The organism is Ruegeria sp. F11 (genome assembly GCF_056533855.1).
The window spans coordinates 14739-39064 of sequence record NZ_JBQFOW010000006.1; the positions used below are offsets into that span (position 1 = coordinate 14739).

25 protein-coding genes and 1 tRNA gene are annotated in these 24326 nt (G+C 58.9%); 19 read left to right on the plus strand and 7 right to left on the minus strand.

Translation table 11 applies throughout. From position 1 onward, the window contains the following. Positions 1–125 precede the first annotated feature (125 nt). The 3 genes from alaS to ACR0NJ_RS09125 all read left to right on the plus strand — a co-directional run bounded on the left by alaS (position 126) and on the right by ACR0NJ_RS09125 (position 4070). A complete protein-coding gene (gene alaS, locus ACR0NJ_RS09115) occupies positions 126–2798 on the plus strand; it encodes an alanine--tRNA ligase (RefSeq protein WP_480816817.1) in 2673 nt (890 codons plus the stop codon). Between the two features lies 1 nt (position 2799). After that, positions 2800–3087, plus strand: a complete 288-nt coding sequence (locus ACR0NJ_RS09120; RefSeq protein WP_480816818.1) for a DUF1330 domain-containing protein — start codon at positions 2800–2802, stop codon at positions 3085–3087. A gap of 371 nt (positions 3088–3458) precedes the next feature. Next, positions 3459–4070, plus strand: coding sequence for a transglutaminase-like cysteine peptidase (locus tag ACR0NJ_RS09125; protein ID WP_480816819.1), 612 nt, complete (start codon positions 3459–3461; stop codon positions 4068–4070). Positions 4071–4196: 126 nt separating this feature from the next. Here the strand turns inward: ACR0NJ_RS09125 and ACR0NJ_RS09130 are convergent, their stop codons facing one another. The 5 genes from ACR0NJ_RS09130 to ACR0NJ_RS09150 form a co-directional block, all read right to left on the minus strand. Then, positions 4197–4634, minus strand: coding sequence for a hypothetical protein (locus ACR0NJ_RS09130; RefSeq protein ID WP_480816820.1), 438 nt, complete (start codon positions 4632–4634; stop codon positions 4197–4199). 465 nt (positions 4635–5099) lie between these two features. Then, the gene (gene typA / locus ACR0NJ_RS09135; RefSeq protein ID WP_480816821.1) at positions 5100–6917 is read right to left on the minus strand and encodes a translational GTPase TypA; all 1818 of its coding nucleotides are present in this window, start codon (positions 6915–6917) and stop codon (positions 5100–5102) included. A gap of 406 nt (positions 6918–7323) precedes the next feature. After that, positions 7324–8487 carry an HD domain-containing protein gene (locus tag ACR0NJ_RS09140; protein ID WP_480816822.1) on the minus strand — a complete coding sequence of 388 codons (1164 nt, stop codon included), beginning with the start codon at positions 8485–8487 and terminating at the stop codon, positions 7324–7326. After that, positions 8484–8729 carry a hypothetical protein gene (locus tag ACR0NJ_RS09145; protein ID WP_480816823.1) on the minus strand — a complete coding sequence of 82 codons (246 nt, stop codon included), beginning with the start codon at positions 8727–8729 and terminating at the stop codon, positions 8484–8486. Before ACR0NJ_RS09145 ends, ACR0NJ_RS09140 begins: the two co-directional genes overlap by 4 nt. Continuing rightward, positions 8729–9382: an alpha/beta hydrolase gene (locus ACR0NJ_RS09150; RefSeq protein WP_480816824.1), complete on the minus strand. Its 654-nt coding sequence runs from the start codon at positions 9380–9382 to the stop codon at positions 8729–8731. The genes ACR0NJ_RS09145 and ACR0NJ_RS09150 overlap by 1 nt, the downstream gene beginning before the upstream one ends. A 178-nt stretch (positions 9383–9560) precedes the next feature. On the opposite strand from ACR0NJ_RS09150, the gene iscR reads away from it, so the two are divergent. The 12 genes from iscR to ACR0NJ_RS09210 all read left to right on the plus strand — a co-directional run bounded on the left by iscR (position 9561) and on the right by ACR0NJ_RS09210 (position 18103). Further along, a complete protein-coding gene (gene iscR / locus ACR0NJ_RS09155; RefSeq protein ID WP_480816825.1) occupies positions 9561–10019 on the plus strand; it encodes a Fe-S cluster assembly transcriptional regulator IscR in 459 nt (152 codons plus the stop codon). A 45-nt stretch (positions 10020–10064) separates the two neighbouring features. Next, positions 10065–11108, plus strand: a complete 1044-nt coding sequence (locus ACR0NJ_RS09160; RefSeq protein WP_480816826.1) for a cysteine desulfurase family protein — start codon at positions 10065–10067, stop codon at positions 11106–11108. An 18-nt stretch (positions 11109–11126) separates the two neighbouring features. Next, a complete protein-coding gene (sufB, locus tag ACR0NJ_RS09165; RefSeq protein ID WP_480816827.1) occupies positions 11127–12647 on the plus strand; it encodes a Fe-S cluster assembly protein SufB in 1521 nt (506 codons plus the stop codon). 3 nt (positions 12648–12650) lie between these two features. Then, positions 12651–12920: a hypothetical protein gene (locus ACR0NJ_RS09170; RefSeq protein ID WP_480816828.1), complete on the plus strand. Its 270-nt coding sequence runs from the start codon at positions 12651–12653 to the stop codon at positions 12918–12920. Beyond that, complete coding sequence (locus ACR0NJ_RS09175; RefSeq protein WP_480816829.1) at positions 12920–13123, plus strand: hypothetical protein; 204 nt, start codon at positions 12920–12922, stop codon at positions 13121–13123. The genes ACR0NJ_RS09170 and ACR0NJ_RS09175 overlap by 1 nt, the downstream gene beginning before the upstream one ends. 49 nt (positions 13124–13172) lie before the next feature. Next, positions 13173–13928: a Fe-S cluster assembly ATPase SufC gene (sufC, locus tag ACR0NJ_RS09180; RefSeq protein WP_480816830.1), complete on the plus strand. Its 756-nt coding sequence runs from the start codon at positions 13173–13175 to the stop codon at positions 13926–13928. Next, positions 13928–15208, plus strand: a complete 1281-nt coding sequence (locus tag ACR0NJ_RS09185; protein ID WP_480816831.1) for a SufB/SufD family protein — start codon at positions 13928–13930, stop codon at positions 15206–15208. Before sufC ends, ACR0NJ_RS09185 begins: the two co-directional genes overlap by 1 nt. Beyond that, on the plus strand, positions 15208–15693 hold the full coding sequence (locus ACR0NJ_RS09190; protein WP_480816832.1) for a YIP1 family protein: 486 nt from the start codon (positions 15208–15210) through the stop codon (positions 15691–15693). The genes ACR0NJ_RS09185 and ACR0NJ_RS09190 overlap by 1 nt, the downstream gene beginning before the upstream one ends. Then, complete coding sequence (locus ACR0NJ_RS09195) at positions 15690–16256, plus strand: YIP1 family protein (protein ID WP_480816833.1); 567 nt, start codon at positions 15690–15692, stop codon at positions 16254–16256. The genes ACR0NJ_RS09190 and ACR0NJ_RS09195 overlap by 4 nt, the downstream gene beginning before the upstream one ends. Before the next feature lie 11 nt (positions 16257–16267). Further along, positions 16268–17488, plus strand: a complete 1221-nt coding sequence (locus ACR0NJ_RS09200; protein WP_480816834.1) for a cysteine desulfurase — start codon at positions 16268–16270, stop codon at positions 17486–17488. Between the two features lie 88 nt (positions 17489–17576). Continuing rightward, positions 17577–17653, plus strand: a tRNA-Arg gene (locus ACR0NJ_RS09205). A 159-nt stretch (positions 17654–17812) separates the two neighbouring features. Continuing rightward, positions 17813–18103: a hypothetical protein gene (locus tag ACR0NJ_RS09210; protein WP_480816835.1), complete on the plus strand. Its 291-nt coding sequence runs from the start codon at positions 17813–17815 to the stop codon at positions 18101–18103. 61 nt (positions 18104–18164) lie between these two features. Here the strand turns inward: ACR0NJ_RS09210 and mepK are convergent, their stop codons facing one another. Further along, the gene (gene mepK / locus ACR0NJ_RS09215) at positions 18165–18734 is read right to left on the minus strand and encodes a peptidoglycan L,D-endopeptidase MepK (protein WP_480816836.1); all 570 of its coding nucleotides are present in this window, start codon (positions 18732–18734) and stop codon (positions 18165–18167) included. Between the two features lie 353 nt (positions 18735–19087). Here mepK and ACR0NJ_RS09220 point away from each other — a divergent pair, with 353 nt between their 5' ends. Genes ACR0NJ_RS09220 through ACR0NJ_RS09235 form a run of 4 tightly spaced genes read left to right on the plus strand, consistent with a single transcriptional unit; the run spans position 19088 to position 23329 of the window. After that, entirely contained in the window at positions 19088–20695 is a 1608-nt protein-coding gene (locus tag ACR0NJ_RS09220; RefSeq protein ID WP_480816837.1) for a L,D-transpeptidase family protein, read from the plus strand. 34 nt (positions 20696–20729) lie between these two features. After that, positions 20730–21821: a UDP-3-O-(3-hydroxymyristoyl)glucosamine N-acyltransferase gene (gene lpxD / locus ACR0NJ_RS09225; protein ID WP_480816838.1), complete on the plus strand. Its 1092-nt coding sequence runs from the start codon at positions 20730–20732 to the stop codon at positions 21819–21821. 32 nt (positions 21822–21853) lie between these two features. Beyond that, positions 21854–22111: an acyl carrier protein gene (locus tag ACR0NJ_RS09230; protein WP_170748843.1), complete on the plus strand. Its 258-nt coding sequence runs from the start codon at positions 21854–21856 to the stop codon at positions 22109–22111. A 9-nt stretch (positions 22112–22120) separates the two neighbouring features. Further along, positions 22121–23329, plus strand: coding sequence for a beta-ketoacyl-[acyl-carrier-protein] synthase family protein (locus tag ACR0NJ_RS09235; RefSeq protein ID WP_480816839.1), 1209 nt, complete (start codon positions 22121–22123; stop codon positions 23327–23329). Positions 23330–23378: 49 nt separating this feature from the next. Here the strand turns inward: ACR0NJ_RS09235 and ACR0NJ_RS09240 are convergent, their stop codons facing one another. Next, a complete protein-coding gene (locus ACR0NJ_RS09240) occupies positions 23379–23975 on the minus strand; it encodes an invasion associated locus B family protein (protein ID WP_480816840.1) in 597 nt (198 codons plus the stop codon). Positions 23976–24326 lie beyond the last annotated feature (351 nt).

Here is a 24326-nt window from a genome sequence, read left to right on the forward strand (position 1 = left end):
ATATCTGGAACAGGGCGGTCCATCGGGGCCGCCTTGTTTCGTTTCGGGCGCGTGGGCTGTGGACAGTCTGCGGGCACGGGGCTAAACCTTTGCAGACCCGAATGATTGCGCGCTGAGAGAGCCCTATGCCCACGCTGAACGATATCCGATCGACCTTTCTGAATTACTTTGCAAAACAGGGGCATGAGGTGGTGGCGTCCAGCCCTCTGGTGCCGCGCAATGACCCGACGCTGATGTTCGTGAACTCAGGTATGGTGCAGTTCAAGAACCTGTTTACCGGTGTTGAAACCCGCGACTATCAGCGCGCTACAACCGCCCAGAAATGTGTGCGTGCGGGTGGCAAGCACAATGACCTCGACAATGTTGGCTACACAGCGCGGCATCACACGTTTTTTGAGATGTTGGGGAATTTCTCGTTCGGGGATTACTTCAAGCCTGAAGCCATTCCTTTCGCGTGGGAACTGATCACCAAGGAATTCGGGGTCGACAAAAATCGCCTGCTGACAACGGTTTACCATACCGATGATGAGGCGTTCGAGATCTGGAAAAAGGTCGGTGTGCCCGAGGATCGGATTATCCGTATCGCCACCAATGACAATTTCTGGCAGATGGGCCCCACCGGCCCTTGCGGCCCGTGCACCGAGATTTTCTATGACCACGGTGATCACATCTGGGGTGGCCCTCCGGGTTCGGCCGAGGAAGACGGCGACCGGTTCATCGAAATCTGGAACATCGTGTTCATGCAGAACGAGCAGTTCGAGGACGGCTCGATGGTCGAACTTGACATGCAGTCGATCGATACTGGCATGGGGCTGGAGCGGATTGGCGCGCTGCTGCAGGGCAGCCATGACAACTATGACACCGACCTGTTCAAAACGCTGATCGAGGCGTCGGCAGATGCGACCGGTGTTGATCCCTATGGTGATCAGAACGTGCACCACCGCGTGATAGCGGATCATTTGCGTTCGACCTCGTTCCTGATTGCCGATGGGGTTATGCCCTCGAACGACGGGCGCGGGTACGTGCTGCGTCGGATCATGCGCCGCGCCATGCGGCACGCGCATCTGCTGGGCGCGAAGGACCCGGTGATGCATCGTTTGGTTCCCTCGCTGGTGCAACTGATGGGCGCGCAGTACTCGGAACTGGGGCAGGCGCAGGCCCTGATCGAAGAAACGCTGCTGCTGGAAGAAACCCGCTTCAAGCAAACTCTCGACCGCGGTCTCAAGCTGCTGGATGACGAAGTTGCAAGCCTGCCGGACGGCGCGGCCTTGCCGGGGGGCGCGGCGTTCAAGCTTTATGACACCTATGGCTTCCCGCTGGACTTAACCCAGGACGCGTTGCGCGAAAAGGGCCGGACGGTAGACACCGACGGCTTTGACGCGGCGATGGCCGAACAAAAAGCCAAGGCCCGTGCCGCCTGGGCCGGTTCCGGTGAAGCCGCCGATCAGGCCGTGTGGTTCGACGTGTTGGACACCGCCGGGGCCACGGATTTCCTTGGCTACGATACCGAGAAAGCCGAGGGACAGGTGGCGGCTCTGGTCGTCGATGGCGCTCTGGTCGACAAGATCGAACAGGGGGGCAGCGGTTGGGTCGTTGTGAATCAGACGCCGTTCTATGGCGAGGCCGGGGGGCAGGTCGGTGACTCGGGCGAGATTCGCCGGGTGGAAGAACGCGATGATGTCGCCCGCGTGGAAGACACGAAGAAGTTCGCGGACGGAAAAGTCTATGCCCACAAAGTAAAAGTGGATCAGGGCGCGCTGTTGAAAGGCGATGCCGTTGAGCTTGAGGTCGACCACACGCGCCGCACGGCGATCCGCTCTAACCACTCGGCTACCCACCTTCTGCACGAAGCCCTGCGCGAGACGCTTGGGGATCACGTGGCGCAGCGCGGGTCATTGAACGCCGAGGATCGTCTGCGCTTCGATTTCAGCCATTCAAAGGCGCTGACTCTGGACGAGGTTCACAAGGTCGAACGTCAGGTGAATGAGTTCATCCGGCAGAACTCGACCGTCGAAACCCGTATCATGACACCAGACGACGCCCGCGCACTCGGTGCGCAAGCGCTGTTTGGTGAGAAATATGGCGACGAAGTGCGTGTTGTGTCGATGGGTAAGGCTCCCACCGGCAAGGGGCAGGATGGTGAGACGTGGTCGATTGAGTTGTGCGGCGGAACGCATGTGCGCCAGACCGGTGACATCGGCACGTTTGTCGTGCTGGGCGACAGCGCCAGTAGCGCAGGCGTTCGGCGCATTGAGGCCCTGACCGGGGACGACGCGTTCCAATATCTGTCGGCGCAGGATCATCGCCTGGCGCAGATCGCGCTGGAACTTAAAGCCCAGCCCGGCGATGTGGTTGGCCGGGTCAAGGCGCTGGCGGATGAGCGGAAGTCGCTGCAGAACGAGGTTGCTCAGTTGCGTCGCGATTTGGCCATGGCCGGCGGAGCAGGGCAGGGCAACGGGGTCGAAGCGCAGGACGTGAACGGGGTCAAATTCTTTGCACAGGCGCTGACAGGCGTGTCGGGCAAGGATTTGCCAGCGTTGATCGACGAACATAAGTCCCGTCTGGGGTCGGGCGCCGTTCTGCTGATCGCGGATACCGGTGGCAAGGCTGCGGTCGCGGCGGGTGTCACGGGCGATCTGACGGACAGGATTTCCGCGGTGGATCTGGTGAAGGCCGCCGTTGTGGAACTGGGCGGCAAAGGTGGCGGCGGACGCCCCGATCTGGCACAAGGCGGTGGCCGCGATGCTGCTAACGCGGACGCGGCCATCAAAGCCGCTGAACAGGTGTTGGGAGGATAAAGTGGCTGCACTTTGGATTGCACATGTTACGGTGACGGATGCCGAGGCGTATGGAAAATATGCCGAACTCGCAGGCCCGGCTATTGCAAAACACGGCGGTGAGTTCATCGCCCGCGCGGCCCGCTATGTTCAGTTGGAAGGCAAGGAAAGACCGCGCAATGTGGTCGCGCGCTTTCCCTCGGTCGAGGCTGCGGTTGAATGCTATAATTCGGCCGAGTACCAGGCCGCGCTCGATCACGCTCGGGGCGCAAGTGAGCGTGAATTGGTCGTCGTTGAAATCACCGAGTGAGAATCGGTAGCCGTTTTCTCGGTCTGCGTGTCCCGCTAAACCGCCGCCTTGTAAGCGAAATTCGGCTCATCACATTTTTGGCATCTCCGAGGTGAGTCGGTTGTTTCGGGTTGTGAGATAAGTTTCAAAATTGTCATATTTTATGGGTACTTGGCGGGAATTCTTCCCCCCTGCTATCACATCAATTGTGGCGTCTCTGTCCAAATTCTTGCGCGAAATGGTCCAACAAAATGACGAGTTTCCGCCTTTTTTCCCCGCCAATTTGACCTGGCGTTGCGCGAACGGAGCGATTTGCGGTTAAAGTCCTGAAAACCGTAATCAAGTTTAGTTTGATCGCAATTGCTCGGACAAACTTGGATTGAGGTGCAGGGATGAGTTTTTGGACAGGTCAATTCGGTACCGCGGGTAAGCGGTTTGCGGTGAAGCTGGGGCTTTCGGTCTTTCTGGCTGGTGCACTGTTTGCCGCGCCAGAAGTTCGCGCCGCCGAAGGCGCATTCATCCGCAGTGTTTCTGCTTCGTCGCCGCCATCGGGCGCGCGGCAACTGTGCCAGCAATATAGCTGGGCATGTTCCAGCAAGCGATCAGTGAACCTGTCCAGCCAGCAGGAAATGAACATCGTCAAAACCGTAAACCGCCGGGTCAATGCAACAACCCGCGAAATCACGGACCAATCCCAATACCGAACGCAAGAGCGTTGGGCGTTGCCGACGTCACTTGGCGGGGACTGCGAAGATTTTGCCTTGCTCAAGAAGAGGGACCTAATCAAGGCAGGGATCGACCCCAACAAACTTCTGATTGCCACCGTCCTTGATACAAGCCGGACGCCTCATGCGGTTTTGGTATATCGCTCGGCCGGAGGGGATTTGGTGTTGGACAACCTGACGAACCGGATCAAACCCTGGTCTTCGACCCGTTACCTGTTTCTGCGAATGCAGGATCCCGAACAACCGCGTCGCTGGGTTGGGGTTTACGGCAGAAGCTGATTACCGGCGGATCTGCAGAAATCTGCACTTCCAATGCGAAACCGGCGCACCTGATGGTGCGCCGGTTCGATTATAAATTAGTATTTCAAGCTCAGTGAGTTTCTAGATCACAGGCTCGGCTTCAAGTTAGATGTCGTCGTCGTCGCGCTCACCATCGTCGTCACGCTCGCCGTCGCCGTCTCCATCACCGTCGCCGTCTCCATCACCGTCTCCATCACCGTCGCCGTCTCCATCACCGTCTCCATCACCCGGCCCGTCATTGTCGCCCGGTCCGTCGTTGTCGCCCGGTCCGTCATTGTCGCCCGGTCCGTCATTGTCGCCCGGTCCGTCATTGTCGCCCGGTCCGTCATCGTCACCCGGTCCACCGTCGTCACCTGGGCCGCCGCCATCACCAGGCCCGCCGGTGTCACCTTCGTCGGCTGGGCCATCACCGGTTCTGGTGTCGGTAAAGCCTGTCGATTCGGTTGCAAAGTCCGAGATCACATCCGCCAACGGAGAGCATTCTGCGCCGAGACGTGCGATGATATTGTCAAAGTCGTTGCGGCGCTGCAGGTAGCGTATCATCCCGGATGTGACCGCATCGCACTCACATAGAACCTGAGCTGATGCACCGGACTGACGCGCGGTTTTGATGTCGCATACCCCTGCCGCAAAAGATTCTCCGGCAGGAGATAAAAGGAAAGTTGTAGCCACAAAAAACAGCGGCAATTTGCGGGATTGGATGCCCATGTCGAACTCCTCGGCACTTGTTAACTCTATTAGGTCGAACATATGCACCACAAAAATATTGGTGTTTATGAACAACGTCACACTTACGCCGCAAATACACCTTTTTGTAGTCAGATTTACAAGACTGCCAGAGGGTGCATAACTTATAACTAACCTTACTTATAGTTGAAACAATAACGAAAACAGAAAGAAGGCCTGCCGTTGGGGCAGGCCTTCTCGTATTCACAGTATCGAAACCCGACGCAAAGATGCCACACCGTTTTTATTGTTTCCGAGGCGCACAACCAGAGCGGGCTAAAATCAGGCGGATTTTGCCATGCGTTTACGTTCGTGCGGGTCCAGGAAGCGTTTTCTCAGACGTACGGCATTGGGTGTGACCTCAACCAATTCGTCGTCGTCGATATAGGCGATGGCCTCTTCCAGCGAGAACTGAACGTGGGGCGTCAGGCGAACCGCATCGTCCGACCCGCTTGCGCGCACGTTTGTCAGTTTCTTGCCCTTCAGCGGGTTCACTTCCAGATCGTTGTCGCGTGAGTGCTCTCCGATAACCATGCCCTGATAGACCTCGGCCTGTGGGCCCACGAACATGCGGCCGCGTTCTTCGAGGTTCCATAGCGCGTAGGCCACGGCCTGACCTTTCTCCATCGAGATCAGAACGCCCGCGCGGCGGCCCGGGATCGGGCCTTTATGCGCGGCCCAGCCATGGAACACGCGGTTCAGCACGCCGGTGCCGCGGGTATCGGTCAGGAACTCGCCGTGATAGCCGATAAGCCCGCGTGACGGCACATGGGCGATGATGCGGGTCTTGCCGACACCGGCGGGGCGCATCTCGACCAACTCGCCCTTGCGCGCGCCGGTGACTTTTTCGATCACAGCGCCCGAGAATTCGTCATCGACGTCGATAGTGACTTCCTCGATGGGCTCCAGCCGCTGACCGTCTTCTTCACGGAACAGAACCTGCGGGCGCGAGATGCTGAGTTCGAACCCCTCACGCCGCATGTTCTCGATCAGGACGCCCATCTGCAGTTCGCCCCGGCCTGCAACCTCGAACGCTTCGCCGCCCGGAGTGTCGCTGATGCGGATGGCGACATTGGATTCCGCCTCTTTCATCAGGCGGTCGCGGATCACGCGGGACTGAACCTTTTTGCCGTCACGCCCCGCAAGAGGTGAGTCGTTTATGCCGAAGGTTACGGTGATGGTCGGCGGGTCGATGGGCTGGGCGGGCAGGGCTTCATCAACCTGCGGCGCGACCAGCGAGTCAGCCACGGTCGCCTTGCTCATCCCCGCGATGGTGACGATGTCGCCCGCTTCGGCCACTTCGATGGGCTGTTGCGCCAACCCACGGAAGGCCAGGATTTTCGAGGCGCGGAAGTTTTCGATCAGGGTCCCATCGCGGCTGAGCGCTTTAAGACTGTCGCCAGCCTTCAGCGTACCGCTTTCGACCCGACCGGTCAGAATGCGCCCGATGAACGGATCGCTGCCCAGCGTGGTGGCCAGCATGCGGAAGGGTTCGTCTTTCTTGTCGGCCTGCTTCGGGGCGGGCACGTGATCGACGATCAGATCGAACAACGCAGTCAGGTCCTTGCGCGGACCGTCCAGTTCCATATCCGCCCAGCCCGAGCGGCCCGAGGCATACATGGCCGGGAAGTCCAGTTGGTCGTCATCCGCACCCAGATTGGCGAACAGGTCGAAGCATTCGTCCAACGCGCGGTCAGGTTCGGCATCGGGTTTGTCGACCTTGTTCAGGACAACGATGGGGCGCAGGCCCAGCGCCAGCGCTTTGGAGGTCACGAATTTGGTCTGCGGCATCGGACCCTCGGCAGCGTCGACCAGCAGGACCACGCCATCGACCATGCTCAGGATCCGCTCAACCTCACCGCCGAAATCGGCGTGGCCGGGGGTGTCCACGATGTTGATCCGGGTGCCTTTCCATTCAACGCTGGTAGCCTTGGCAAGGATGGTGATGCCGCGCTCGCGTTCCAGATCGTTGCTGTCCATGGCGCGTTCAGCGACGGCCTGATTTTCCCGGAACGCGCCGGATTGTTTGAGCAGCTCATCGACCAGGGTCGTTTTGCCGTGGTCCACGTGAGCGATGATTGCGATATTGCGCAGGTCCATGAGAGGTCAGCCTTTGAACGGGAAGTTGCCGCGCGCATAACGCGGCGGGGCGAAATATGCCAGCCCTAACCTTTGGTCCTTGTCATGTGGCCCTAAAAAACGGGCCGATGTGTTGGAAAATGGCGCAGGTCAGGATTACCTGACTATGGATTGCTGCAGAATGGTGTAGCATCAGGCGCATATTTATTGATTTGTTTGCGAGTATTTTAGGATGACGACATTTGCGAAGTCCGTCATTTTTGCTTCGGCATTGATAGCGGCGCTAGGGTGGCTTGCAGGCGGGGGGTCCGTCGAAAGTGATGCAGCCAATTTGAGTGAACAGTCTGATGGTAGCGTGATTTAAGCGTCGTTCAGCATGTAGCAGGGGGAAAGGGGCCTTTTCGGGCTCCTTTTTTCTTTGCCGAACTTATTCTGCTGATCCCACGGCGGCCGAGAAATGGTCGGCCAGTTGCGGTTGAAGCCAATGCCAAAGTTTGGGCGCACCTGTCTCAATTGCTGGCCTGACGCGGGATTCGATCTGGGCATAGGTGACACTGTAATCTACCCAGGACCCGCCGCCGTTTTCCAGATTGGCGATTGGGGTCTGAAACCGGTCCACTGCTTTGGCAAATCGGGCATCAGGGCTTTCCGCCGCTTCAAACTCACGCCAAAGATCAGTGAAGGCAGCGCCTTGGGGCGCGGGGAGCAGCCCGAACAGGCGCGCAGCGGCAGCCTCTTCCTTGGCCGCCTGTGCGGCGTGGTCGACCTGCCCGTGGATCGGGTGATCTCCGGCGTCGATCTCGACAATGTCGTGCAGCAGGAGCATCTGCAAAACACGGTCGATCCGGATTTTGTCGTCCGCATGCTCGCCCAGAACCCACGCAAAGAGCATGATGTGCCAGGAATGTTCGGCCGAGTTTTCAAACCGGTCAACGGTCATGAGACGCGAGGCGCGGAGGACGGATTTCAACTGGTCGGCCTCGGTCAGCAAAGGCAGCCGTTCCGTGAACGCGTTGTTCTTGGGGGTCTGGCCGGACAGAAGGTCCAGCGCGTGTTGATGGGCCAAGGGGAATGCATCCGCCAGATAGGCCGCGCGCCCGCCAGCCAGATTGGCGCGGACCACGTCAACATGGTCCGGCCGGGGCTGCGATGCGCAGAGAACCTGAAACATCGGCTGGCAACGGTCGAGTATCTTGGCGAAGCGGGCGTCGGGCGTCTGGTCGGCTTCGAACTCGGTCCAGAGAGCCAGAAACCCGGCAGCCTGATCCTCTGGCAGCATGTTGAACAGGTCCCGCGCAGCTGCTTGTTCCGCCCTTGCGAGGGCCTGCCAGTCGGTTTCTTCGTGGATTGGATGATCGCCGACGATAATCTCGACCAGATCGTGCAGCAGCAGCATCCGGATCACACGGTCGACAGACACGTTCGCATCGGCCAGCGGAGCCAGAACCAGCGCCCACAAGGCCAGGTGCCAGCTATGTTCTGCCGAATTCTCGGGCCGCGACTGGTCGAGCAGGACATTCGCCCGCTCAACCGTTTTCAATGCGTCGGCCCGTTTCAGGAACGTGATTTGCGCCGACAGCCGATCGGTCATTGCTGTTCGATCGCTTTCAGCTTTTCGCGATGCGTGGTCAGCCGCTTGATCACGAACTGGCGGGCCTTGCGTTCCGCAAGACGCACGCGGATTTCGGTCAGAAACGCTTCTTCAAGCGATTGTGACGCTGCGCCCAGAACCTCACCGACCTCGACAAAGAACCGATCTTCGCCGGTTTCATCCATGACCTTCATGGTGTCCTCGGCTAGTTTGGCCGCAAGGTTCGTGATCGTGTCGGACATCAGCGCGTCGTCTCGGTCAGGCGGCGCTTCACATAGTCGCTGACATCGGTGATCAATGTGTCCATGTGGCGGTCCTGGAAGAAGTGATCGGCCCCATCGACCTCATTGTGGGTAATGGTGATGCCTTTCTGCTCGTGCAGTTTGTTGACCAGCGAGGTCGTATCGGCGGGCGGTGCCACGCGATCCGACGATCCGTTGATGATCAAACCGGACGAGGGGCAGGGGGCCAGGAACGAAAAGTCGTACATGTTGGCGGGCGGCGAGACGCTGATGAAGCCGGTAATTTCCGGGCGGCGCATCAGCAATTGCATGCCGATCCACGCGCCGAAGGAAAAGCCTGCGACCCAGCAGTGCTTCGAGTTGTTGTTCATCGACTGTAGGTAATCCAGCGCCGAGGCCGCATCGCTCAGCTCACCTACGCCTTGATCGTATTCGCCCTGACTGCGACCCACGCCGCGGAAGTTAAAGCGCAACACGGTGAAGCCCATGTTGTAGAACGCATAGTGCAGATTATAGACCACCTTGTTGTTCATGGTCCCGCCGAATTGGGGATGCGGGTGCAACACGATGGCGATCGGTGCGTCTTTTTCCTTTTGCGGGTGGTAGCGGCCTTCCAGGCGGCCTTCGGGTCCGGGAAAAATCACCTCGGGCATGTGTGCTTTGGTCCTGTCTTTTTCGTGCGGATGCCCGGATATACTTGACGATAATCGTCGGACACCTTAGAACGGTTCTAATAAAGTTGCTATGCGCGGTCGCGCTGCCCGTCGGAGATACGCACTGGCAGCGGCGGCGTCAATGATTTCACGCGGATCTGGCTAAGAGGACGAGAATATGAAGCTTTCGACCAAGGGTCGTTATGCCATGGTTGCGTTGGCCGATATCGCTCTGCAGCCCTCGGACCGGCTGGTGACGTTGGGTGAGATCTCGGAACGTCAGGATATTTCGCTGCCATATCTGGAACAGTTGTTCGTCAAACTGCGCCGGGCCGAGCTTGTGTCGTCGGTGCGCGGTCCCGGCGGGGGCTACCGGCTGGCGCGTCCCGCATCCGAGATTCGCGTGGTCGAGGTGCTGGCGGCGGTCGATGAAACGGTGGATGCGCTGCAAAAGGGCGCGGGGGCCTCGGGGGCGTCCTCGGGTAGTCGGGCGCAATCGCTGACCAACCGCCTGTGGGAAGGCCTGAGCGCACATGTCTATGTGTTCCTGCACCAGACCAGACTGTCCGACGTGATCAAGAACGATCTGGCTCCGTGCCCGGCTGTGCCGAGTCTGTTCGCCGTCGTGGACGATTAATGAGGATTGTCCGGGCATGAACCGCAGCAAGAAAAAGATGCATCCATGAAACGGGTTTATCTGGATCACAACGCAACAACTCCTCTGCGCCCCGAGGCTCGTGACGCGATGATCGCGGCGATGGAGGTGTGTGGAAATCCGTCCTCAGTTCATGCCGAAGGGCGTGCGGCCAAGGCGCTGGTCGAACGTGCGCGAGCACAGGTCGCGGCGGCCTTTGGCGCAGATGGCGCGGATATCGTTTTCACATCCGGTTCGACAGAAGGCGCTGCGCTGACGTTGGGCGGACGTGATCTGCACGGAGCTGCCATTGAGCATGATGCTGTAAGATGCTGGACTAAAGAAGATTTACCCGTTTCCGAAACGGGAAAAGTGGCAGTTCAGGACCCCGCGCATTCGACGCTGCAACTGGCGAATTCCGAGACCGGTATCGTGCAGTCTCTGCCGTCAGGCTTGGCGGTGACGGATGCGACTCAGGCGTTCGGAAAACTTCCCGTGGCGTTCAACTGGCTGGATGCGCAGATGGCCCTAATCTCGGCCCATAAGTTGGGCGGGCCCAAGGGTGTCGGTGCTGTTGTGATGAAGCGCGGCGCCGATCTTGCTGCGCAGATCAAGGGCGGCGGGCAAGAGATGGGACGCAGGTCCGGCACCGAAAATGTCATTGGAATCGCGGGGTTCGGCGCTGCAGCTGAAGCGGCTTCGCGCGATCTAGCGAGCGGTGTCTGGGCGCAGATCGAAGAATTTAGAAATATTCTAGAAAACGCTCTTGAGGCTGCGATAAAATCACCTATTTTTGTCGGAAAAGGTCAGGAGCGCCTTCCGAACACGCTTTGTTTCGCCTCACCCGGCTGGAAGGGTGAAACGCAGGTGATGCAGATGGATTTGTCGGGTTTTGCGGTCAGTGCGGGCTCTGCCTGTTCCAGCGGCAAGGTTCGCGCCAGCGCGGTTTTGACGGCAATGGGATATGATGAGGTAACAGCAGCCAGCGCAATCCGCGTGTCGCTGGGCCCTCGGACAACGAAAGAAGATGTGCTGCGTTTCGCCGAAACGTGGCTTGAGAAAGAGAAAAAGCATCGCGCGCGAGCCGCGTGATCTGACGGAGGGTAAAGAATGGCCGCTTTGGACCAGACCCAGGTGAAAGAGGGTGTCGATCAGGAAACCGTGGACGCGGTGCGCGAGGTCGGAACCTATAAATACGGCTGGGATACGGATATCGAGATGGAATATGCGCCCAAGGGCGTGAACCCCGATATCGTGCGGTTGATTTCCGAGAAAAACGAAGAGCCCGAGTGGATGACCGAATGGCGTCTGTCGGCCTTCGAGCGCTGGACCAAGATGGAAGAGCCGAAATGGGCGATGGTGCACTATCCGCCAATCGATTTTCAGGACCAGTATTATTATGCGCGTCCCAAGTCGATGGAGGAGAAGCCGAAGTCGCTGGACGAAGTCGACCCCAAACTTCTGGCCACTTACGAAAAGCTTGGTATCCCTTTGAAAGAGCAAATGATTCTGGCAGGCGTCGAAGGGGCCGAGAACATGCCCGCCGAAAGCCGCAAGGTCGCTGTGGACGCGGTGTTTGACTCGGTTTCGGTGGGCACGACCTTTCAGGATGAGCTGGCCAAGCACGGCGTGATCTTCTGTTCGATCTCCGAGGCGATCAAGGAACACCCGGAACTGGTGAAGAAATATCTCGGTACCGTAGTTCCAGTTTCCGACAATTTCTATGCGACGCTGAATTCGGCTGTGTTCTCGGACGGGTCGTTTGTCTACATCCCGCCGGGCGTGCGTTGTCCGATGGAACTGAGCACTTATTTCCGCATCAACGCGGAAAATACTGGCCAGTTCGAACGCACCCTGATCATCGCCGATAAAGGTAGCTATGTCAGCTACTTGGAAGGCTGTACTGCACCTCAGCGTGATACCGCACAACTCCACGCCGCAGTCGTCGAGATCATCGTCGAAGAAGATGCTGAGGTGAAATACTCGACCGTTCAGAACTGGTTCCCCGGCGACGAGAACGGCAAGGGCGGTATCTATAACTTCGTGACCAAGCGCGCCGATTGCCGTGGCGATCGGTCTAAGGTGATGTGGACGCAGGTTGAGACCGGTTCGGCCGTGACTTGGAAGTACCCGTCCTGCATCCTGCGTGGTGAGGAAAGCCAGGGTGAGTTCTACTCGATCGCGATTGCCAACAACTATCAACAGGCCGATACCGGCACCAAGATGGTGCATCTGGGCAAGAACACCAAGTCGCGGATCGTCTCCAAAGGCATCAGTGCGGGCAAGGCGCAGAACACCTATCGTGGTCTGGTCTCGATGCACCCGAAAGCCAAGGACAGCCGCAACTATACGCAATGTGACTCGCTATTGATCGGCGACAAATGCGGTGCGCACACGGTTCCGTATATCGAGGTCAAGAACAACTCCTCCCGCGTTGAGCATGAGGCGACGACCTCCAAGGTGGACGACGACCAACTGTTCTACTGCCGTCAGCGCGGCATGGATGAGGAAGAGGCCGTGGCGCTGGTGGTTAACGGGTTCTGTAAGGACGTGTTGCAGGCGCTGCCGATGGAGTTTGCCATGGAAGCGCAGCAGTTGGTGGCGATCTCGTTGGAAGGGAGCGTTGGCTGATCCATGGCACCCCCGAGCCAAGCCAGACAAGAGGTCAGGGTTTTCGAACACAACGCCAAAGAAGGCGCACGTTCGGTTGCCTTCTATTGGCTTTCCCGTCGGGTGGTGCTGCCGGTTGGGTTGATCTTGCTGGGGTTGATCATTGCGGCATTCGTCAACAACGGGCCGATTGCCGGGGGGCTGAGCCTTCTGATTTTTGTGCCACTTTTGATCTTGGTATGGGGTCTCTGGTCGGGTCAATTTCGGAAGATATGGAAGTACTGGACAAGTTGATGACGCGCAGCCCCCGGACCCGCATCCAGAAGGATGATGTGCTGACCTGGCTTGGGTACGCTCTGCCGGTTCTGGGCGGTTTGCTTGGCGTGGCCTACGTCAACATCAATTACATGGAGTTCATCAACCCGGTTTGGGCGGTTGGCTTAGGAGCGATCCTGGGTTGGATCGCCGCGCGGCTGATCCGCAAAATACTGGGGTAAGGATTTATCGGGGCGGCGGTGCCCCTTGCGATACGCAGAAGGATAAAAAATGCTGGAAATCAAGAACCTGCACGTGCAGCTTGAAGAAGAAGACAAGCAGATACTGAAAGGTGTGGATCTGACGGTTGAGGCTGGCAAGGTGCACGCGATCATGGGGCCGAACGGCTCGGGCAAGTCGACCCTTAGCTATGTGCTGTCGGGCCGCGACGGGTATGAGGTTACCGAAGGGTCGGCCACGCTGGACGGCGAAGACCTGCTTGAGATGGAGCCGGAAGAGCGCGCGGCGGCTGGTGTTTTCCTTGCGTTCCAATACCCGGTCGAAATTCCGGGCGTCGGCAACATGACCTTCCTGCGGACCGCCGTGAACGCGCAGCGCAAGGCGCGCGGAGAGGATGAACTGTCGGCGGCGGAGTTCCTGAAAGAGGTACGCGCCAAGGCCAAGACGCTGAAGATCGACGCCGATATGCTCAAGCGCCCGGTTAATGTGGGTTTCTCGGGCGGTGAGAAAAAGCGCAACGAAATCCTGCAGATGGCCATGCTGGAGCCGAAGATGTGCATCATGGACGAGACCGACTCGGGCCTCGATGTGGATGCGATGAAGCTGGTGGCCGAAGGCGTGAACGCCCTGCGCGACGAAGGGCGCGGTTTTCTGGTGATTACGCACTATCAGCGCCTGTTGGATCACATCAAGCCGGACGTGGTGCACATCATGGCCGATGGCCGCATCGTCAAAACCGGTGGCCCCGAGCTGGCGCTTGAGGTTGAACACAACGGTTACGCCGACATTCTGGCCGAGGTGAACTGATGGCCTTGCCCGAAGTGAAACAAACCGCAACTGAGGCGCGGCTAGCCGCGTTGACCATGCCCGACGCTGGATGCACCCGCGCCGCGCGCGAGGATGCGCTGGCCCGTCTTTTGGAAACTGGCCTGCCGGGGCGTCGGGATGAGTACTGGAAGTATACGCAGCCCGATACTCTGACTGCGCCGGATGCTGTGCCCGCTGCCGTGTTTGCCGATGACGAGCCGTTGGTTTTTGACGAGTTCGACCGCCTGAAGATCGTGTTCATCGACGGTGTATTCAGCCCTGAAGAATCCGACGATCTTGCGCTGGAAGGCATCAGCATCGACCGTCTGGAAGATATCTGCTGTAAGGATATCCACTGGGCGAAAGAACTGTACGGCGTGCTGGAAGCGCGCGGTCAGAAACCGGTGCAACGCCCGCTGGCGGCGCTGAATACGGCGTTCGCGTCGGACGGTGTGGCGATCCGTGTGACCGGCAAACCGTCGAAGCCGATCAATCTGATCTACCGCCACGCGTCTCCGACATCAGACGCGATTCTGCACCACGTGATTCGCGTCGAAAGCGGGGCCGAGGCGACCATTCTGGAAACCGGCCCAGCCGCGTCGCGCTTCAACAAGTGCATGGAGATCGACATTGCCGACAACGGCACGCTGCACCATGTGCGCGCGCAGGGTCGGGATCATGAGCGTCGCGCCGCGACGCATATGTTCACCCGCTTGGGTAAAGAATCCGTCTACAAATCCTTCACTCTGACTGTAAACGGTGTACTGACCCGCAACGAACAGGTCGTGGAACTGACTGGCGATGACGCTGTTGCCCACGTCGCCGGTGCCTGCGTTGGGGACGGAGATTTCCATCACGACGATACCGTTTTCGTCACCCATGATGCGGTGAACTGCGAAAGCCGCCAGGTGTTCAAGAAGGTGCTGCGAAACGGCGCGACCGGCGTGTTTCAGGGTAAAATCCTTGTGAAAGAGGGCGCGCAGAAGACGGATGGGTATCAGATCAGTCAGTCTTTGCTGCTGGATGATGACAGCCAGTTCCTCGCCAAGCCTGAGCTTGAGATTTATGCCGATGATGTGGCCTGCTCGCATGGCTCGACCTCGGGTGCGATCGATGAAACGGCGCTGTTCTATCTGCGCTCGCGCGGTGTGCCGGTCAAAGACGCAACCAACATGCTGACGCTGGCCTTTCTGGCCGAAGCAGTGGACGAGGTTGAAGACAGCGCGCTGGCCGAAGCCATTGTAAGCCGTCTGGAAGGGTGGCTGGCCCGGCGCAGCTGATGCCGCTTTCCACAGATATCGTGGCCACATATCGGGGGCCGGGGCGCGTTGTGCGCCGGCTTCTGGATATGGGCCCGCGCGAAGACCGGGCACTGGCCTTTGTGATGGCGTTCTGCGTTGTGGCTTTTGTCGCGCAAATGCCCAGCCTTGCGCGCCGCGCGCATCTGGAAGGGTTGGAGTTGAACATGCTGCTGGGCGGAGCCCTGCTGGGGTCCGTCTTCATTCTGCCGCTGTTATTCTACCTTCTGGCGCTGCTGTCCCACTGGGTCGCACGTCTGGCAGGTGGTCACGGGACTGCCTATGGCGCGCGGCTTGCGCTGTTTTGGGCCTTGTTGTCCTCGGCACCATTGGTTTTGCTGAACGGTTTGGTCGCCGGTTTCATCGGGCCGGGCCCTGCCTTGACGCTTGTTGGCGTTGTCTGGGTTGCTGTTTTTGTCTGGTTCTGGTTATCCGGTCTGAAGCAAGTGCAGAGGTCCGCAGAATGAACATCGCTTTTCTGGTTAATTTGGCTGCTTTTACCCTGACGGCTCCGGCCGAGGCCGCACGCCGCCTGTTGGCCCTGCGACCGGGACGCGAGGTTTTGTGGCTGGCGTTCTTTCTGGCCGTCGTGCTCAATGGTCTTGTTCAACTGGGTATCGACGTTTTTGTGCCGGTTCCCGATGCCCCAAACCTGACCGAACCCGACCCTGTCCCGCTGGTGCTGGTGAAATCCGCTGGGGCAATGATGCTGAGCATCTTTGCCTTTCTTTATGTCGGACGGTTTCTGGGTGGCACAGGAACGTTCGATGGCATCATGGTGCTGACAGTCTGGCTGCAATACCTGCAGATCGCCGCGCTGTTGCTTTCTCTTGTGGTCAGCATTGCCTTGCCGGTCATGATGGTGATGTTGGTTTTGGCCACTGCGTTGCTGAGCCTTTATATCACGCTGCATTTCCTCAATGAGGCGCATCAATTCGGATCGCTGCTAAAGTCCTTTGGTGTGATCCTGCTCTCGGCCCTTGTTGCGGTTCCCTTTGTTCTCATGTTGACCCCAAGCGGGCCGGTCTAGGAAATACGCCTATGTACGATGTGCAGAAAATTCGTTCCGATTTTCCGATCCTGTCGCGGCAGTTCAACGGCAAACCGCTGACCTATCTGGACAACGGAGCTTCGGCGCAAAAACCGCAGGTCGTGATCGACGCGGTGACCCGCGCCTATGCCGAGGAATACGCGAACGTCCATCGTGGCTTGCACTACCTGTCAAACCTGGCGACTGAAAAATATGAGGCCGTGCGCGGCACAATCGCGCGGTTTCTTGGGGCCGCTGACGAAGATGAGATCGTCCTGAATTCCGGCACAACCGAGGGGATCAATCTGGTCGCCTATGGCTGGGCGATGCCCCGGCTCGAGGCGGGGGATGAGATCGTTCTGAGCGTCATGGAACACCACGCCAACATCGTTCCCTGGCACTTCCTGCGCGAACGTCAGGGCGTTGTCCTGAAATGGGTCGATGTAGGCGCGGATGGAGGCCTGGATCCGCAGGCGGTCATTGATGCGATCGGTCCGAAAACCAAGCTGGTTGCCGTGACGCAGTGCTCGAACGTGCTGGGCACGGTGGTTGACATCAAAGCGATCACCGAGGGCGCGCATGCCAAAGGCGTGCCGGTTCTGGTCGATGGCAGCCAGGGTGCTGTTCACATGCCGGTCAACGTGCAGGATATCGGCTGCGATTTCTATGCCATTACCGGGCACAAGCTGTATGGCCCCTCAGGGTCGGGCGCGATCTACATCAAATCCGAACGCATGGCCGAGATGCGCCCCTTCATCGGCGGCGGCGACATGATCAAAGAGGTCAGCAAGGATCAGGTGATCTACAATGATCCGCCGATGAAGTTCGAAGCCGGCACGCCGGGCATTGTCCAGACCATCGGCTTCGGCGTCGCGCTGGACTACATGATGGGTCTGGGCATGGACAACATCGCCGCGCATGAGGCTGGCCTGCGCGATTATGCGATGCAGCGGCTGACCGGGCTCAACTGGCTGCAGGTTCAGGGCACCAGGCCGGACAAGGCTGCGATCTTCAGCTTCACGCTGGACGGGGCAGGGCATGCGCATGACGTATCGACCATTCTGGACAAGAAGGGCGTCGCCGTTCGCGCGGGGCACCACTGCGCTGGTCCATTGATGGACCACCTAGGCGTAACGGCGACCTGCCGCGCCAGCTTTGGCCTGTACAACACAACCGATGAGGTCGACACTCTGGTCGAAGCGCTTGAACTGGCCCATGATCTGTTCGCCTGAACCCGGGTCAAACAACCGCCAAAACCTTTGCGCTGCAGACGGATTTCCAGTTGCACCCGGATCAGATCAGGGTTAGCTAACGGCCAAGGCACCTGTAGCTCAGCTGGATAGAGCGCTGCCCTCCGAAGGCAGAGGCCAGAGGTTCGAATCCTCTCAGGTGCGCCATTGCTCCTACATTCTATTGTTTTGACGGCGGTTACTTCGTGGCCCTATCGCGTTGACTTTTGGCATGTGGATGGTAGGCCGTCATCATCCAACGTTCTTTGATCGCATATTTTCTAGTATACTGAACTGGTTGGCGTCGCCCTTAGAGGAGGAAAGAACGTGCAACTTACTACTGAAAAGAAGCGCAAAATGCTCATTGCGGTTACGATCGCGCTTGTGGGCTCAATACTTGTTTCCGGCTTCTCGCCTGGGACCTTTTTACTCTGGCTTGCAATTGGCAGCGCGATCGCCTTGATCCTGGGAAAACTAAAGGACGCTGAACCGGACGGCGATGATGCATTTGAGCCCGAAACCGGGCCTGAAGCAGAACGAAATGAAGGTGGTTCGGTCAATGACGCCGCGTCTGGTACGGATATAGGCGGCGGTGGTGGTGGCGACGCAGGGCCATAGACAGCCGGGGCAGGACACCGGTTGAAAATCAGTACTTAAATCTGCTTTTTGTCGCCTCGAACTATCCGCGCCAGCTGCGGATGACGCCGCAATCCATGTGCACGAAATTCGAACGGTAGTACTGGCCCACGCCACCTGCGCGGCAGGACATGGCCGCCTTGGCCATCTGGGACACCGAGCGGGATGCCAGACGCAGGTCAGCCGCCTGACCCTGCATATGCAGCGAGTTCCGCGCCACGCGGCGGGATTTCGACCGCAACATCGCGTTGGTCTGGGGTGAGCGGTAGCCCGACAGCAGCATATACGGCTCGTTCACATCCAGAAGATTGTGCGAGGCTGCCATGATGTCGATTGTGCGCAGATCCATGGACTTGACCTGATCGGTCCGCCAGTCGCGCATGAAGTGGTTCACCTCTTTGACGGCATCCTTGATGTATTTGCCATCGACCCAATAGATCATGTCGATCCGTTCGCCCGTGCGACCGGAATACATGCGGATACGGCGAATATCGCCTCCGCCGCGAAGGAAACCTGCTGCATTGGAAAAAGTAGGTGCTGCGGCAACCGCCGTGGCCGCAAATGCGCCCAATAGGGCACGCCGGGTCAAGCCCGATGCACTGCTCTTGGTCATTTCTTGTCGTCCCGTACTGTTCCTGCCTGCGCACGATGTTACGCGCGCTGTCTTAATTTTTTCCCATCCCAGATGGCAGTTTTATGGCACAATCGGATTCTACGGCCAAGAAGTGTTTCATTTGCACCTTATCAAGGGGGAATTTTCGGCAGTTTTTTGCGCACCTGACGTAAAATTGCACATTTTTGAGGGGCTGAGTCTTTTGCGCGACCCGTTCGATGCAAACGCGCATCATGCGCGGAAAGAAGCATTTGAGTAAGGAGATTGTGAATAGACAATCACACCAGTGAAAAACGATATTAATCCGGCGTATCTCCCATATGCGCAACATATTGAATAACCAAGGTCATCCCATGTTCTCAGTTTTTCGGACCAGTACCAGTATCCTGATCACGTCATTTTTCGTGGCGACCGCCGCTGTGGCCAACACCTCAGGCGATGTCAGACCGGGCACGGCCTTTCAGATGGCCATTGCCGAGGCAACGCCCGCGTCATCGGGGATTGGCGAGTTCTACCGGACAAACGGATTCTCGCCGATCTGGGTGGGTGAGACGCTGGAACATGCCCAACGGCGCGCGGCCCTGATCAAGGCGCTGTCCGATGTTCACATGCATGGATTGCCCGCCGCGCGCTATGATGTGAAGGCGCTGATCGAGCGGATGGAACAGGCGCGCTCGGTCCGGGATATGGGCGCGATCGAGGCTGAACTGAGCCAGGTTTTTGTGACCTATGCGGATGATGTTTACTCTGGCACGCTGCGCCCGGCGCAAGTTGACGATGGTCTGGTGCGGACGGTCAAGCGGCGTAGTGCGGCGGATCATTTGCAGGGGCTGAATGCTCAGGGGGCTGGCTATTTTCAGGCGCTGGCCCCGCAGACGCGCCAATACCGCGCGCTGATGAAACAGAAAATGGCGCTGGAAGCGTTGATCAACCAGGGCGGCTGGGGTTCGACTGTTCCGGTGGCCAAGCTGGAATATGGCGACACCGGTCCCAACGTGATCAAGCTGCGTAATCGTCTGGTGACGATGGGATATCTGAAGCCTACCGCCAGCCCGTCCTTCGATGACACTCTTCTGGCCGCCGTGCGCGCCTTTCAAACCGCGCATGGGTTGGAACCTGACGGCGTGGCGGGGCAAGGAACGATCACGGAACTCAACCGCTCGGTCTCGGACCGGCTCAAGGCCGTTTATGTCGCGCTGGAACGGGAGCGCTGGTTGCCCCGTGAACGTGGTGAGCGGCACATCCTTGTAAATCAGGCCGATTTCTCGGCCAAGATTGTTGATGACGGTCTGGTGACGTTCGAAACCCGCGCCGTGATCGGCAAGAACGTACATGACCGCCGCAGCCCCGAATTCTCGGACGAGATGGAGCATATGGTGATCAACCCAAGCTGGTATGTGCCACGCTCGATCATCACCAAGGAATATCTGCCGCAATTGCAGTCGGACCCCAACGCGGTCGGCCACATCCAGATCACCGATCGTAGTGGCCGTCAGGTGGACCGGGGAGCGGTGGACTTTACCCAGTTCACCCGCAGTAACTTCCCCTTTGCTATGCGCCAGCCACCCAGCAAGAGCAACGCGCTGGGTCTGGTGAAGTTCATGTTCCCCAACAAGTACAACATCTATCTGCATGATACGCCACAGAAAAGTCTGTTCGCGCGCGAGGTTCGGGCGTTCTCGCATGGGTGCATCCGCCTCTCGGACCCGTTTGGATTTGCGTATGCGCTGCTGGCTAAGCAGGAGGAGAATCCCAAGGCGTTTTTCCACCGTGTGCTGAACACCGGGAAAGAGACCACGGTCAAGTTGGACAAGAAGGTGCCAGTGCATCTGATCTACCGCACGGCCTATGTCGGCCCGAAAGGCGAAATCCAGTATCGCCGGGACGTCTACGACCGGGATCGCAAGATTTGGGATGCTCTGCAAAAGGCGGGGGTGGCCCTGCCGGACGTTCAGGGGTAAGCACGGGGCAAATCCTGCCAAAAGGAAGCCCGCCATGCAGTTTACCGTTCAGCAAATCGCCGACAGTCTGGGGGCCGAGTGCCAGGGCGACACCGGCCTGACTATCATGCGGGCGGCTGAGCCCGTCGATGCCGGGCCAACCGATCTGGCAATGGCAACGTCCCCCAAATATGCCGAGGCGCTCTCGGACAGCAATGCACGCGCGGCTGTTCTGTGGGAAGGCGCGGATTGGCAGGCGCTGGGTTTACGCGCGGCGATTTTTGTCGGGCGTCCGCGGATGGCGATGGCCGGGATCACCGCGATGCTGGATCGGGGGCAGGGGATTGAGCCGGGCATTCACCCCTCGGCTGTGATTGATCCTACTGCTGAGATTGGTGCTGATGCCTCAATCGGGCCGCTGGCCGTGATCGGCGCGCGGGCCCGGATTGGTGCAGGCACGGTTATTGGCGCGCATTGCGTGGTAGGCATGGATGCGGTTCTAGGTGAACAGGCTGTGCTGCGCGAGATGGTCAGTATTGGCGCAAGGGCGCAGATTGGCGACCGCTTCATCGCACAGCCCGGCGCGCGGATCGGTGGCGACGGTTTCAGCTATGTAACGCCGGAAGTCTCGGGTGCCGAGAACGCGCGCAAGACGCTGGGCGATCAGGGCGATGCCAAGGCCCAAAGCTGGCTGCGCATCCACTCGCTGGGCGCGGTCGAGATCGGTGACGATGTTGAGGTCGGATCAAACTGCACCGTCGACAATGGCACGATCCGCAACACGCGCATTGGCGATGGCTCGAAACTGGACAACCTCGTCCACGTCGGCCACAACACGCGGGTCGGGCGGGATTGCCTGCTGTGCGGGCAGACCGGCGTGTCCGGCTCGGTCGAGATCGGCAACAATGTGGTTCTGGGCGGCCAGACCGGCGTGGTCGACAATATCTTTATCGGTGATGGCGTCATCTCGGGCGGTGGCACCAAGATTCTGTCTAACGTCCCGGCGGGGCGGGTGATTATGGGCTATCCGGGCATCAAGATGGAAACCCATACGGATGTGTATAAAGCCCAGCGCCGCCTGCCGCGCATGGCCCGCGACGTTGAGGCGCTGAAAAAGGCTGTTTTCAAACAGTCCCCGAGCGATTAAATCATCCTCAGATTGATAATCAGGGGATCGATATGAGCATCAGCGACCGCGTCATCGCGATCATTGCAGAGCAGGCCGTGCTGGAGCCATCTGATGTGACGCCCGAAAGCACCTTGGAGGATCTGGGCATCGACAGCCTTGGTCTGGTCGAAAGCATTTTCGCAATCGAGGAAGAGTTCGACATCTCGGTCCCGTTCAACGCCAACGAACCCGAAGCCAACGATTTCGACATCTCGAACGTGGCCGCGATCATTGCCGGGATCGAAAAGCTTGTGTCGGAAAAGGTCTGACAAACGACTATGAAACGCGTTGTCATTACCGGTGCTGGCACCATCAACTCGTTGGGCCACTCGGTCCCCGACACCCTTGAAGCGATGCGCGAAGGCCGTTGCGGTATCTCGGAACTCGAGTTTCGTGACGTTGACCGGCTGGCGATCAAGATCGGCGGCCAGGTGCGCGGGTTCGAGGCCGAGGGGCGCTTCAACCGTCAGCAAATGTCACTGTATGACCGGTTCACCCAGTTCACCCTGACCGCCGCGAAAGAAGCGATTGAACAGTCGGGTATCGAATTTCACGGCGAACTGGCCGCCCGGTCCGGTGTGGTGCTGGGCACTGCAGGTGGAGGGGTTTCCACTTGGGACGACAATTATCGCTCGGTCTACGAAGACGGTAAGAACCGGGTTCATCCCTTCGTTGTTCCCAAGCTGATGAACAATGCCGCCGCCAGCCACGTGTCGATGGAACACAACCTCAAGGGCCCGAGTTTCACGGTTTCGACCGCTTGCGCCTCGTCCAACCATGCGATGGCGCAGGCGTTTCAGATGGTCCGCAGCGGCGCGGCCCCGGCCATGATCACCGGCGGGTCCGAGTCGATGCTGTGCTTCGGCGGCGTCAAGGCGTGGGAAGGGCTGCGCGTGATGTCCAAGGACGCCTGCCGCCCCTTCAGCGCCAACCGCAACGGTATGGTGCAGGGCGAAGGGGCCGGGATCTTTGTGTTCGAGGAATACGAACACGCGCGTGCGCGCGGCGCTGAGATACTGTGCGAGCTTGTGGGTTTTGCGATGTCCTCGGACGCTTCTGACATCGTGATGCCAAGCAAGCAAGGTGCATCGCGCGCGATGTCGGGCGCGTTGGCGGATGCGAAGTTAAACGCGGGCGATGTGGGCTATATCAACGCGCACGGAACCGGCACTGCCGCCAATGACAAGACGGAATGCGCGGCGGTGGCGGATGTGTTCGGGCCGCATGCGGATGACCTGATGATCTCATCCACGAAATCCATGCATGGCCACCTGATAGGTGGCACCGGCGCGGTGGAACTGCTGGCCTGTATCATGGCGCTGCGCGACGGGGTGATTGCTCCGACGATTGGCTATGAAGAACCCGATCCGGAATGTGCGCTGGACGTGGTGCCAAACGAAGCGCGCGAGGCCAAGGTGGATGTGGCGCTAAGCAACGCCTTTGCCTTTGGCGGCCTGAACGCGGTTCTGGCATTGAAAAAGATTTAAACGTGTCCGCCGCCACAAGGTTGTGGCGGCGTAATTGTCGTCAGTTTTCTTAGTTCGTGTTGACGGAAAGACCGTCAAACCCAGCGGTGAAGCCGGACAGCGAGACGTCCATCTCGAGCACTTGATTGGGCGCGACGACCGGAACCAGAGAAATCACGGCCGTGCTTCCGGCCTTCATCGCGTCCACGTCACCTTGGGTGAACCCCATCTGAACCAGGCAGCCCACCGGGTTGCAGTGGTGATAATCGTACAGCTTGCGCGGCGCACCATCGATCGACAGCGCCAGTTGAGCCTGCAGCAGCGTTTCCAGCGGAACAATCACGGTTGCGCCTGCAACGGCGGCGTTGCCTTCGGGCAGTTTCTGGATCGTGATTTCCGCGATGGGCTGCCCTTGCTGGCCATTCAGCAACTGCCGCATCGCGCAGGGGTCCGCATCGGCCTCGGTCTTGATGCATGAGATTTGCCAGTCGCCGGTCTCTTCTTTCACATATTGCTCGCCCAGACGCGGGCCGGTTTCGCCCAGATCGAGCTGGCTGCCGTTTTCCGCCGCCGGAGTTTCGTCGGACGTTGCCGCCTCTTGCGCGCTGACAGCGCCGCCGATAAGGGCCGCCGCCACAATATTGAACGAGAGGATTTTCTTGATCATGCTTGCCTCGGGTATGGTGATTGAGCTTTTTGTTTCCTCTAACACCCTTCCGGCCCGCTGTCAGTCACTAAGCGATATGCGATTCTGAAAGTGAACGGATTCTTGCCAAACCGCTTTGCCCGGCCACGAAAAAAGGGAGCTGGTGGAGCAGCTCCCTTTCAAATTGGTTCTCCCCGTCGGACTGGCCGACTTAGTTATGCGCAAACCCTACGGAAGGGGCGCACGGGGGTCAACTGCAAACCTGAAATTTTAATGACACCATCAGGTTTGCATAAGAGTTGGGCAAAAAAGCCGTGCCCGAAGGCACGGCCAGTCGACAGGGAGGAAGTCTGCCCCCACGACTTGCACCGC

Coding starts and splice junctions, on each gene's coding strand:
- alaS (WP_480816817.1), top strand. CDS start 126: ATGCCCACGCTGAACGATATCCGATCGACCTTTCTGAATTACTTTGCA.
- ACR0NJ_RS09125 (WP_480816819.1), top strand. CDS start 3,459: ATGAGTTTTTGGACAGGTCAATTCGGTACCGCGGGTAAGCGGTTTGCG.
- ACR0NJ_RS09130 (WP_480816820.1), bottom strand. CDS start 4,634: ATGATACGCTACCTGCAGCGCCGCAACGACTTTGACAATATCATCGCA.
- typA (WP_480816821.1), bottom strand. CDS start 6,917: ATGGACCTGCGCAATATCGCAATCATCGCTCACGTGGACCACGGCAAA.
- ACR0NJ_RS09140 (WP_480816822.1), bottom strand. CDS start 8,487: ATGACCGATCGGCTGTCGGCGCAAATCACGTTCCTGAAACGGGCCGAC.
- ACR0NJ_RS09145 (WP_480816823.1), bottom strand. CDS start 8,729: ATGTCCGACACGATCACGAACCTTGCGGCCAAACTAGCCGAGGACACC.
- ACR0NJ_RS09150 (WP_480816824.1), bottom strand. CDS start 9,382: ATGCCCGAGGTGATTTTTCCCGGACCCGAAGGCCGCCTGGAAGGCCGC.
- iscR (WP_480816825.1), top strand. CDS start 9,561: ATGAAGCTTTCGACCAAGGGTCGTTATGCCATGGTTGCGTTGGCCGAT.
- ACR0NJ_RS09160 (WP_480816826.1), top strand. CDS start 10,065: ATGAAACGGGTTTATCTGGATCACAACGCAACAACTCCTCTGCGCCCC.
- sufB (WP_480816827.1), top strand. CDS start 11,127: ATGGCCGCTTTGGACCAGACCCAGGTGAAAGAGGGTGTCGATCAGGAA.
- ACR0NJ_RS09170 (WP_480816828.1), top strand. CDS start 12,651: ATGGCACCCCCGAGCCAAGCCAGACAAGAGGTCAGGGTTTTCGAACAC.
- ACR0NJ_RS09175 (WP_480816829.1), top strand. CDS start 12,920: ATGACGCGCAGCCCCCGGACCCGCATCCAGAAGGATGATGTGCTGACC.
- sufC (WP_480816830.1), top strand. CDS start 13,173: ATGCTGGAAATCAAGAACCTGCACGTGCAGCTTGAAGAAGAAGACAAG.
- ACR0NJ_RS09185 (WP_480816831.1), top strand. CDS start 13,928: ATGGCCTTGCCCGAAGTGAAACAAACCGCAACTGAGGCGCGGCTAGCC.
- ACR0NJ_RS09190 (WP_480816832.1), top strand. CDS start 15,208: ATGCCGCTTTCCACAGATATCGTGGCCACATATCGGGGGCCGGGGCGC.
- ACR0NJ_RS09195 (WP_480816833.1), top strand. CDS start 15,690: ATGAACATCGCTTTTCTGGTTAATTTGGCTGCTTTTACCCTGACGGCT.
- ACR0NJ_RS09200 (WP_480816834.1), top strand. CDS start 16,268: ATGTACGATGTGCAGAAAATTCGTTCCGATTTTCCGATCCTGTCGCGG.
- mepK (WP_480816836.1), bottom strand. CDS start 18,734: ATGACCAAGAGCAGTGCATCGGGCTTGACCCGGCGTGCCCTATTGGGC.
- ACR0NJ_RS09220 (WP_480816837.1), top strand. CDS start 19,088: ATGTTCTCAGTTTTTCGGACCAGTACCAGTATCCTGATCACGTCATTT.
- lpxD (WP_480816838.1), top strand. CDS start 20,730: ATGCAGTTTACCGTTCAGCAAATCGCCGACAGTCTGGGGGCCGAGTGC.
- ACR0NJ_RS09230 (WP_170748843.1), top strand. CDS start 21,854: ATGAGCATCAGCGACCGCGTCATCGCGATCATTGCAGAGCAGGCCGTG.
- ACR0NJ_RS09235 (WP_480816839.1), top strand. CDS start 22,121: ATGAAACGCGTTGTCATTACCGGTGCTGGCACCATCAACTCGTTGGGC.
- ACR0NJ_RS09240 (WP_480816840.1), bottom strand. CDS start 23,975: ATGATCAAGAAAATCCTCTCGTTCAATATTGTGGCGGCGGCCCTTATC.